The sequence below is a fragment of the Actinocorallia lasiicapitis genome, from assembly GCF_054778695.1.
Genome location: NZ_BAAGZI010000227.1, coordinates 1 through 9,450, shown reverse-complemented (window position 1 = coordinate 9,450; position 9,450 = coordinate 1). Strand labels below are relative to the sequence as shown.

The window sequence follows — 9,450 nt, the reverse complement described above, 5'->3', positions numbered from 1 at the left end:
CGCGACCTGTCGGCCGCCGTCTGCGGCCGCTCCACCCCCCTGGCCCTGGCGGCGCTCGCCGCCGACCCGGCGATCAGCCTGATCGTCATCGCGGCCGAGCCGCCGACCCCCGAGGTGTCGGCGCTGCTGCGCGAGGCCGCCCGCCGTTTGGCAACTCCTGTGGTCTCCGCGGCGCCCGGCGAAGAGGAATCGGTGCTCGCCCGCCTCTCGGCCTGATCGCCCCGCCCGTCGGGGCCTTTGGCAACTTCTGCGCAAACCCCGCCCCTCCCGTGTGAGGCGGCTCACTCTCGACAGTCCTCGACGCCCCGTGTTTAGGTGTACCTAAGAGTTTCGTACACCGTAAGGGAGCTTTCATGGAGACCGCGGTGATCCGCTGCAAGGACGGCGACCACACACTCCGGCTGATGGACCGCGAGGTCGTCGCCGAGCGGCTGCTGGCCACTTCCCGCAAGCATTCCTACGACCCCGACGTCGACGTCGCGTGGGACACCCCGCTCGACCCCGACCGCTTCTACATGCCCCCGCAGTGCGTCTCCCTGTACGAGACCCGGCTGTGGGACGGGCTCAGCCAGGCCCAGCGGATCGAGCTGTCCAAACGGGAGCTGGCCAGCACGATGTCCTACGGGATCTACTCCGAGCTGATGCTCATCCAGGCGCTCGTCCTGCACGCGTGGCGGCGCGAGGTCGACAGCCACGACGTCGGATACGCCCTCACCGAGATCGCCGACGAGTGCCGCCACTCGATGATGTTCGCCCGGCTGATCCGGACGATGGGGCTGCGCGCCACCAAGCCCCCGGAGTGGATGTACCAGGCCGGGAAGATCATCGGCGGGATCTACCAGCCCGTCCAGAAGTTCTCCATGGTGCTGGTCGTCGAGGAGACCACCGACACCCTCCAGCGCGCCATCATGGCCGACCCCGAACTCCAGCCGCTGGTCCAGCAGGTCTGCAAGATCCACGTGGTGGAGGAGGCACGGCACATCAAGTACGCGCGCGAAGAGCTGAAGCGGCAGGTCGCCCGGCTGTCGCCGGCCAGACGGCGGGCCTACGCGCTGATGCTGACACCCGCCGCGTACGAGATCTCCCGCGGGCTGATCCACCCGTCCTGCTACACGGCCGTCGGGCTCGACCCGAAAGAGGCCGTGCGGGTGGCGGCGCAGAGCCCGCACCGGCGCGACACGCTCGCCTGGATGTTCAAGCGCACCGCGACCTTTTTCGACGAGGTAGGTCTGCTGGACGGCCCGGCAAGGAAAGTGTGGCAGCACTACGGGATCTTGCAGCCCTGACGTTCCGCCAGAATGTCCCCATGACTCTGTCGGGGACCCAGCACACCATCGCGTTCGGCCCGTACCAGGCCGTACTCACCGAGCAGGGCGCGGGGCTGCGCGTCCTCACCCACGACGGAGCTCCGCTGATCCTGGAGCACGACCCCGACGAGCTCACCCCCGCCGGGTTCGGCCAGCTCCTCGCCCCCTGGCCCAACCGGGTGGACCGCGGCGAGTACACCTTCGAAGGCGTCGCCCACCGGCTCCCGCTCAACGAACCGGCCCGCGAGAACGCCATCCACGGGCTGGTCCGCTGGGAGCCCTGGCAGCTCATCGAGCGGACCGCGAGCTCGGTGACGCTCGGACACCGGCTGCTCGGCCGGCCCGGCTACCCGTTCCGGCTCGACCTGGCCATCACCTACACACTGGCCGAAGACGGCCTCACCGCACGGATGTCGGCGTCCAACACCGGCACCCGGAACGCGCCCTACGGGCAGAGCGCCCACCCCTATCTGACGGTCGGCCGCCCCCTCGACGCGTGCGTGGTCACCTTCGGCGGCGGCCGCTACCAGCCCGTCAACGACCGGCTGATCCCGTCGGGGCTGCCCGTGCCCGTCGCCGGCACGCCCTACGACCTGTCGGCGGGCGGCGTGTTCGGCGACCGCCGGCTCGACACCGCCTACACCGATCTGCCGTTCACCGACGGCCGGATCTGGGTGGGGCTGTCCGGCGGCGGCCGAACCGTCGGGCTGTGGGCCGACGCCAACCACCCCTGGCTCCAGCTCTACACGGCCGACGATCTGACCCCTGAGCTGCGGCGGACCGGTCTGGCCGCCGAACCGATGACCTGCCCGCCCAACGCCTTCGACACAGGTGTCGATCTGATCACTCTCAAGCCGGGGGACACATTTGCCGGATCATGGGGGATCATTTCCTTGTGAACCTCAGCGTGACCAAGACCGACGACCTGACCGAGCGGCTGCGCGCCGCCGGGGCCGCACACGCCCGGCGCCGGCCAGGCCGCGCCGAAGGCCGCCAGCCGGTGCACACCGTTTTCGTGGCCGCCGACCGGTTCTCCCGGACGACGGCCCCCGACCTCGGCACCGAGGCGCTGCGGCTGCTGAACAAGCACACCCCCGGCGACGGCTCCTTCGGGGCCACGTTCATGCTCGATCCCTCGCTGGCCGGGGTGATCAGAGCCAGGGTCGCGGCGAAACTCCAGAAGGACCCCGTCGAGGATCTGCGGATCGACTTCGCCGACGGCTACGGCGCCCGCTCCGACGCCGAGGAGGACTCCGACATCGTCCAGGTGGTGGAGGCCGTCGCCGGCGCCTACCAGGCGCAGCAGCTCCCGCACTTCTGGGGCATCCGCGTCAAGTCCCTCGCCTCCGCCGCCCGCTCGTTCCGGACCATCGACGGCTTCCTCACCTCGCTCCGCGACCGGCTCGGCCGGCTGCCCGGCGGGTTCGTCATCACCATCCCCGAGGTCCTCGGCCCCGACCAGGTGATGATCTTCGCGGACTATCTGGACCGGCTGGAGACCTCGCTCGGCCTGCCGCCCAAGACCCTCCACTGCGAGCTCCAGCTCGAGCACCCCGCGGCCGTCACGACGGTCCCCGACATCCTCAAGGCAGGCGCGGGCCGCGTGCAGACCCTGCACTTCGGCGCCACCGCCTACGCGCGGGCCCTCGACCTGCCGCCCGAACAGCAGCGGCTCGACCACCCGGCCTGCGACCACGCCCGGCACCTGCTCCAGACCGCGACCGCCGACACCCCCGTCCGGATCTCCGACGGGCCGTCCAACCTGTCGCCCCGCGACGACGGCGCCGACGAGGTCACCGCCACCTGGCAGACCCACGCCACCCAGGTCAGGCACTCCCTCACCCACGGCTACTACCAGGGCTGGGACCTCCACCCCGCCCACCTCCCGGCCCGCTACGCGACGCTGTACGACTACCACCTGACCGGCGCGGAGGAAGCCATCGGCAAACTCCGCGCCTGGCAGGCGTCCGGCACCCCCGCCACCCCCGCCATCCAGGCGCTGACCGCCCGGCTCAAGCGGGGAGTGGCCTGCGGGGCGCTGGATCCTTCGGCACTGTGACAGGGCCGGTGAGCTCGGCCAACGGGACGTTGACCTTCAGCCCGTCGGCCAGCTCGGTGTCCAGCGCGTCGTTGTGGACGGCCGCCACCTGGTAGGAGCGGCCCGACCAGTCCAGCCGGTACTCCTCCACCGAATGCACCCGGCCGCCCGTCATCACCACGATCAGATAGACGGGGATCCGGGCGAAGGCGTACTCGGCGCGCTTGTCGGCGAAGTCCGTCAGCGAATTGGGATGGGCGATCTCGACGACCGCCAGGACGTCGTCCGTCGTGATAGCGGAGGCGTCGCGGTGGCTGCGCAGGATCGCGATGTCGGGACGGCGCAGCGTGAACCGGTGGTCGTCGGCCAGCGGGACCGGCGGGATGAAACGGACGTCGGGGCCCTGCAGGACGGCCAGCCGCGAGTCGGCCGGCCGGGTGACGCGCAGCGCCACCGCCAGCCGCCAGGACACCACCTCGTGGTCGGGCGGTGAGGCCTCGCAGTAGACCACACGGCCGTCCACGATCTCGACGGTCCGTGCGACGTTCCGCGGCAGCGCCCGGTAGGCGTCATCGCTGATGAGCAGGCTGCGCCACGGATCGACCGTCCACGTCGGCAGCGGTTCGGGGCCGGGCTCGGGACGGAGCCGCCGGAACAGCAGCGCGGCGAGCACCGCCCCCACCGCGAACAGCACCGCGCCCCACGCGTAGACCGTGGCGTAGCCGTGCAGGGTGGCGCGGCCCGCGACCGCCGGATCCGCCGCGTTCCGGCCGCGCAAGTAGTCGGCGACGGCCGTCGCCGCGACCGTGCTCAGCAGCGCGGTGCCGATCGACCCGCCCACCTGCATGGTCGTGTTGAGCGTGGCGGCGGCCACCCCCGCGTCGCGCGGCTCGACCCGGTAGGTCGCGACGTTCTTCGCGGGCGCGAACACCCCGCCGCAGCCCACCCCGATCACCAGCAGCGGCCCCAGGATCCCGGCCGCGTACCCCCGCCCGGGATCGAGACCGGTCAGCCAGTACAGGCCGCCCGCGCCGATCGCCATCGCCGCCGGGACCACCACCTTGGCGCCCCACCGGTCGGCGAGCAGACTCGTCGCGACCCCCGAGGACGCCATCAGCGCCGCGACCATCGGCAGGAACGCCAGCCCCGTCCTGATCGGGGAGTAGCCCAGGTCCTGCTGCATGAAGTAGGTGAGGAACAGGAACACCGCGAACAGCGCCGCCCCCACCACACCGACCGACAGATAGGCCGCGGCCCTGTCCCGGTCGGTGACGATCCGGGGCGGCAGCAGCGGATGCCGGGCCCGCGCCTGCCAGCAGAAGAACACGGCCAGCAGCGCCACCCCCGAACCGAGCAGCACCCGAGTCGACCCCGACGACCAGCCGTGCCGCTCCGCCGTCGCGAACCCGTAGACCAGCGCGAACAGACCGGCCGACGCCAGCACCGTGCCCGGCACGTCCAGCCGGACGCTCCGGTCGCGCGGAGCCCGCGGCAGCAGGACGACCGCACCGGCCATCGCCACCGCCGCGAACACCAGATTGACGTAGAGGGTCCACCGCCAGTTCAGGTACTCGGTGAGCATCCCGCCCAGCAGCAGCCCGATCGCGCTGCCGGAACCGGCGATCGCCCCGAAGATCGCGAACGCTCTGGCCCTGTCCTTGCCCTCGGTGAACGTGGTGGCCAGCAGCGACAGTGCCGCCGGCGCGAGCACCGCGCCGAACGCGCCCTGAAGCGCACGCGCCGTCACCAGCACCGCGAACCCGCCTGCCGCACCGCCCAGCGCGGACGCCGCCGAGAAACCGGCCAGCCCGACCAGGAACGCGGCCCTCCGCCCGGCCAGATCGGCGATCCGGCCGCCCGGCAGCAGCAGGCTGCCGAACGCCAGCGCGTAAGCGGTGACGATCCAGGTTCTATCGCCGTCGTCGAAGCCCAGATCGGCCTGCGCTGACGGCAGCGCGATCGTGACGATCGTCGCGTCCAGCACCACGATGAGCTGCGCGGCGCCGATCACCGCGAGGATCCACCAGCGCGCCGAGCCGCCGTCCCGCTCGTCCGTTCTCTTCGGCAAAGGCCACCTTCCGCAGTCCGGTCACCCAGCCGATTCTTCCCCCACGTCACTCTGATCTCTGTAGCCCCACGGACACACTTGGTGACCATGGGGGTCTGGAAACGGTGAAGTCCCGGCAGGCAACCCTGCCGGGACTTCACCGATCTGCGGCTGTTGCCCTTAGCTCACGCCGACCAGGTCGACGACGAAGATGAGGGTCTCGCCGGGCTTGATCGCGCCGCCCGCGCCGCGGTCGCCGTAGGCGAGGTGCGGCGGGATGACGAGTTTGCGGCGGCCGCCGACCTTCATGCCCTGCACGCCCATGTCCCAGCCCTTGATGACGCGGCCGGCGCCGAGCGGGAAGTCGAGGGTGCTGCCGCGGTTCCACGAGGCGTCGAACTCGTCGCCGGTGGAGTAGGCCACGCCGACGTAGTGCACGCTCACGTTCGAGCCCTTGGTCGCCTCGTCGCCGTCCCCGACCACCAGGTCGGTGATCTCGAGGTTGGCGGGCGGCGGGCCCTCAGGGAAATCGATCTCGGGGCGTTCAAGCGCCATGGAAAAGGCTCCCAATCAGTTCGGATGAGACCACAGCAGGCTACTAGGCATCGCGGTGGTGGAAGAGGAGGTAGGCGGGGATGAGGGTGGCGAGGAGGTAGCAGGAGAAGACGGTGAGGCCCGCCGCGGGGGAGAGGTAGGTGGGGCTCTGGTGGACGATGGTGATGGCGGCGCCGGAGTTGGACGGGATGAAACGGGTGATGGTGTCGCCGAGGGAGCCGGGGATGATGACGGTGAGGATCGGCAGGACGAACATGACCGCGACGACCACGGTGATGGCGGCCGCGGTGTGGCGGAGCAGGACACCGACGCCGAAGGCCAGCAGGGTGACGAGGGTCAGGTAGACGCCGCCGCCGAAGACGGCGCGGAACATGCCGGGATCGGTGATCGACGCGTCGATCCGTTCGGCGGAGAAGAGCGCCTGGCTGACGAGGAAACTGGTGAACGCCGAGAGCTGGCCGACGGCGAACGCGATGACCGTCAGGACCAGCGCCTTGGCCGTGAGCAGGCGGCCGCGCCGGGGGACGGCGGTCAGTGAGGTGCGGATCAGGCCGGTCGAGTACTCGGCGGTGATCACCAGGACGCCGAGGACGGCGAGGATCAGCACGCCGAGATTGATGCCGATCATCCCCGCGGACGCGGGGTCGAACAGCGCCTTCTCGCGGGCGGGGGTCCTGTCCCAGGTGACGGTGATGGCGGCGGCCAGGGCGGCGCTGACCCCGATCGAGACCAGCAGGCTGGCGAGGATCGTCCAGTAGGTCGACCGCACGGTGCAGATCTTGGTCCATTCGGCGGCGACGGCGTCACCGAAACCGGGCGCGCGCCGCTCCGCTTCGAGGAGCGCCGTCACAGGACGCCGCCCCTCGGAATCCCGGCCTGGTACTCGACGCTGTCGCCGGTCAGGCTCATGAACGCCGCTTCGAGCGACGCCCGCGCCGTGGTCAGCTCGTGCAGCCAGATCCCGGCCGAGCCCGCGACGTTCCCGACGGCGACGGCCGAGGCGCCCTTCACCTTCAGGGCGCCGTCCGGCAGTTCCTCGACCGAGCAGCCGCGCCGCTCCAGCAGCGGGATCAGCGCCCTCGGAAAGGTCGTGCGGACCGTGACGTAGGGGTCGGTGTTGGCGTCGATGAATTCCTGAACGCTCATGTCGGCGAGGATCCGGCCCCGTCCGATGACGAGGAGATGGTCGGCCGTCAGCGCCATCTCCGCCATGAGATGGCTGGACACGAACACCGTCCGGCCCTCGGCGGCCAGCGTCCGCAGCAGCGTGCGGATCCACCGGACGCCCTCGGGGTCGAGCCCGTTGACCGGCTCGTCGAACATCAGCACGGCGGGGTCGCCGAGCAGCGCGGCCGCGATCCCCAGCCGCTGGCCCATTCCGAGCGAGAACCCGCCGGACGCCCGTCGGGCGACGCGTTCCAGGCCGACCAGCCGCAGCACCTCCGCGACCCGGGAGCGGGGGATCGCGTTGGACTGGGCGAGGCAGCGCAGATGCTGGTAGGCGCTGCGTCCGCGGTGCACGGCCTGCGCGTCGAGCAGCGCGCCGACCTCGCGCAGCGGTGCGGCCAGCTCCCGGTACTCCCGGCCGTTGACGGTGACGCTGCCGGAGCTGGGCCGGTCGAGCCCGAGGATCATCCGCATCGTGGTGGATTTTCCGGCGCCGTTCGGGCCGAGGAACCCGGTGACGATCCCCGGCCGCACCTCGAAGTCGAGACGGTCGACGACGAGTTTCTCCCCGTAGCGTTTGGTGAGGCCCTGCGCTCTGATCACAGGGCCGGTCTACCAGCGGGCGTCCGGGCCGAACGGGCGTCTTGGCCGGGGCGGCGGCGGGAATTTACCGCCGCGTGAGCCTACCGGCGGGTTCGGCGGCGCGCCGGTGGAGGCCGCCAGGAATCCGGGGTGACGATCAGATCGGGCCGTGCCGGGTCGGCGGCGAAGTGCTTCGCCTCCCGCGCCGTCCACGCCTCCCACTGGGGGAGGAGTTCGGCGCCGTCGCGTTCGAGGGCGCGGGCGCGGCGCAGCTCGTAGGGGGCGTCGACCCAGATGCGGTAGGCGGCGGGGCAGCCGCTCCACGCCGCGCCGACCCCTTCCAGGATCAGGAAGTCGGTGACGGGCACCTTCTTGGGCGGGCCGAGGGTCGCGGAGCGCCAGTCGTAGGGCCGGTAGACGGCCGTCTCGCCGCGGGCCAGGGCGTCGAGGAGCGGGGCGATCCGCGGCCACCAGGCGAGGGGCGGGCCGTCCCAGGGGACGGGGAACTCGTCCGAGCCGATCAGCGGCGCTCCGATCCGCTCCGCCAGTATCCGGGCATAGGTGGATTTTCCGGCGGCGCTCGGGCCGTCGACCGCGATCAGCCGGATCCGCCCGAGCGACGGTTCCAGGACGGGCAGCTCCATCAGCCCATCGTCGCACTGGAATACTTCGCCGCTGGAGGTGGGGATATGTCCGGTCCGCTGGAAGGGCTGCTCGTCATCGATCTCAGCCGGGTGGTGGCGGGTCCGCACGCCACCCAGACCCTCGCCGACCTGGGGGCCCGCGTGGTCAAGGTCGAGCAGCCGGGGACCGGCGACGAGACGCGCGGCTGGGGGCCGCCGTTCGTCGACGGGGTCAGCACCTATTTCCTCGCCTGCAACCGGGGCAAGGAGTCGATCGCCCTGGATCTGAAGGACGACGCCGACCTCGCGGTGCTGCGCGGGCTGATCGAACGCGCCGACGTGCTCGTCGAGAACTTCAGGACCGGGGTGATGGACCGGCTCGGCCTCGGCTTCGCCGCGCTGCTGGAGCTCAACCCCCGGCTGGTGATCATGTCGGTGACGGGGTTCGGGCACGACGGTCCCGAAGGCGGACGTCCCGGGTATGACGCGATCGTGCAGGGCGAGGCGGGGCTGATGAGCGTCACCGGGCCGCCGGGGGAGCCCAGCAAGGTCGGGCTCTCGGTCGCCGACATCCTCGCCGCCCAGAACGCGGTGTCGGGGGTGCTCGCCGCCCTGTATGAGCGGGAGCGCACGGGCCGCGGCCAGGTCGTCCGGACGTCGCTGCTGGCCTCGGTGGTCGCCGCGCACGCCTTCCAGGGCACCCGCTGGACGGTCGCCAAGGAGGTCCCCGCCTCTCTCGGCAACGACCACCCGTCCCTCGCTCCTTACGGCACGTTCCGCTGCGCCGACGGCCTGCTCCAGATCGGCGTCGCCAACCAGTCGATCTGGCGCCGCTTCGCCCCTCTGGTCGGCCTCGACCCCGACGACCCGCGCTACGCGGCCCTCCCCGACCGCACCGCCCGCCGCCCCGAACTGACCGCCGCCATCGAACGCGCCCTGGCCGCGGCCCCCCGCTCCACCTGGCTGGCCCGTTTCACCGACGCCGGCGTCCCCGCTGGCGCCATCCGCTCCCTCGACGAGGTCTACACCAGCCCCCAGACCCTCTCCCAGGGCCTCCTCATCACCGTCGACCACCCCACCCTCGGCCCCATCGACCTCCCTGGCCCCGCCCTCCGCTTCGACTCCCACCCC

The 9,450-nt window shown here is 71.6% G+C and carries 9 protein-coding genes and 1 pseudogene; 5 read left to right on the top strand and 5 right to left on the bottom strand.

Annotated features, from left to right (window positions below; all coding sequences use genetic code 11):
- The 4 genes and pseudogenes from ACYVE7_RS22195 to ACYVE7_RS22180 all read left to right on the top strand — a co-directional run.
- Positions 1-216 (top strand): annotated as a pseudogene (locus ACYVE7_RS22195) (FdrA family protein); the annotation flags it as partial.
- Between the two features lie 137 nt (positions 217-353).
- The gene (locus ACYVE7_RS22190) at positions 354-1,286 is read left to right on the top strand and encodes an AurF N-oxygenase family protein (RefSeq protein WP_460366918.1); all 933 of its coding nucleotides are present in this window, start codon (positions 354-356) and stop codon (positions 1,284-1,286) included.
- 20 nt (positions 1,287-1,306) lie between these two features.
- Positions 1,307-2,206, top strand: coding sequence for an aldose 1-epimerase family protein (locus ACYVE7_RS22185; protein WP_460366917.1), 900 nt, complete (start codon positions 1,307-1,309; stop codon positions 2,204-2,206).
- Positions 2,203-3,366 carry a DUF6986 family protein gene (locus ACYVE7_RS22180; protein ID WP_460366916.1) on the top strand — a complete coding sequence of 388 codons (1,164 nt, stop codon included), beginning with the start codon at positions 2,203-2,205 and terminating at the stop codon, positions 3,364-3,366. The genes ACYVE7_RS22185 and ACYVE7_RS22180 overlap by 4 nt, the downstream gene beginning before the upstream one ends.
- Here ACYVE7_RS22180 and ACYVE7_RS22175 read toward each other — a convergent pair.
- The 5 genes from ACYVE7_RS22175 to ACYVE7_RS22155 all read right to left on the bottom strand — a co-directional run bounded on the left by ACYVE7_RS22175 (position 3,320) and on the right by ACYVE7_RS22155 (position 8,340).
- Positions 3,320-5,413 (bottom strand): MFS transporter, encoded by a 2,094-nt coding sequence (locus ACYVE7_RS22175; RefSeq protein ID WP_460366915.1) that lies wholly within the window; start codon positions 5,411-5,413, stop codon positions 3,320-3,322. The genes ACYVE7_RS22180 and ACYVE7_RS22175 overlap by 47 nt on opposite strands.
- Positions 5,414-5,572: 159 nt before the next feature.
- Positions 5,573-5,947, bottom strand: a complete 375-nt coding sequence (locus tag ACYVE7_RS22170; RefSeq protein WP_460366914.1) for an FKBP-type peptidyl-prolyl cis-trans isomerase — start codon at positions 5,945-5,947, stop codon at positions 5,573-5,575.
- A gap of 43 nt (positions 5,948-5,990) precedes the next feature.
- Positions 5,991-6,797 (bottom strand): ABC transporter permease, encoded by an 807-nt coding sequence (locus tag ACYVE7_RS22165; RefSeq protein WP_460366913.1) that lies wholly within the window; start codon positions 6,795-6,797, stop codon positions 5,991-5,993.
- On the bottom strand, positions 6,794-7,717 hold the full coding sequence (locus ACYVE7_RS22160) for an ABC transporter ATP-binding protein (RefSeq protein ID WP_460366912.1): 924 nt from the start codon (positions 7,715-7,717) through the stop codon (positions 6,794-6,796). Before ACYVE7_RS22160 ends, ACYVE7_RS22165 begins: the two co-directional genes overlap by 4 nt.
- An 80-nt stretch (positions 7,718-7,797) precedes the next feature.
- Complete coding sequence (locus ACYVE7_RS22155) at positions 7,798-8,340, bottom strand: uridine kinase family protein (protein ID WP_460366910.1); 543 nt, start codon at positions 8,338-8,340, stop codon at positions 7,798-7,800.
- 45 nt (positions 8,341-8,385) lie between these two features.
- On the opposite strand from ACYVE7_RS22155, the gene ACYVE7_RS22150 reads away from it, so the two are divergent.
- A partial coding sequence (locus ACYVE7_RS22150) for a CaiB/BaiF CoA transferase family protein (RefSeq protein ID WP_460366909.1) occupies positions 8,386-9,450 on the top strand: 1,065 nt, incomplete at its 3' end.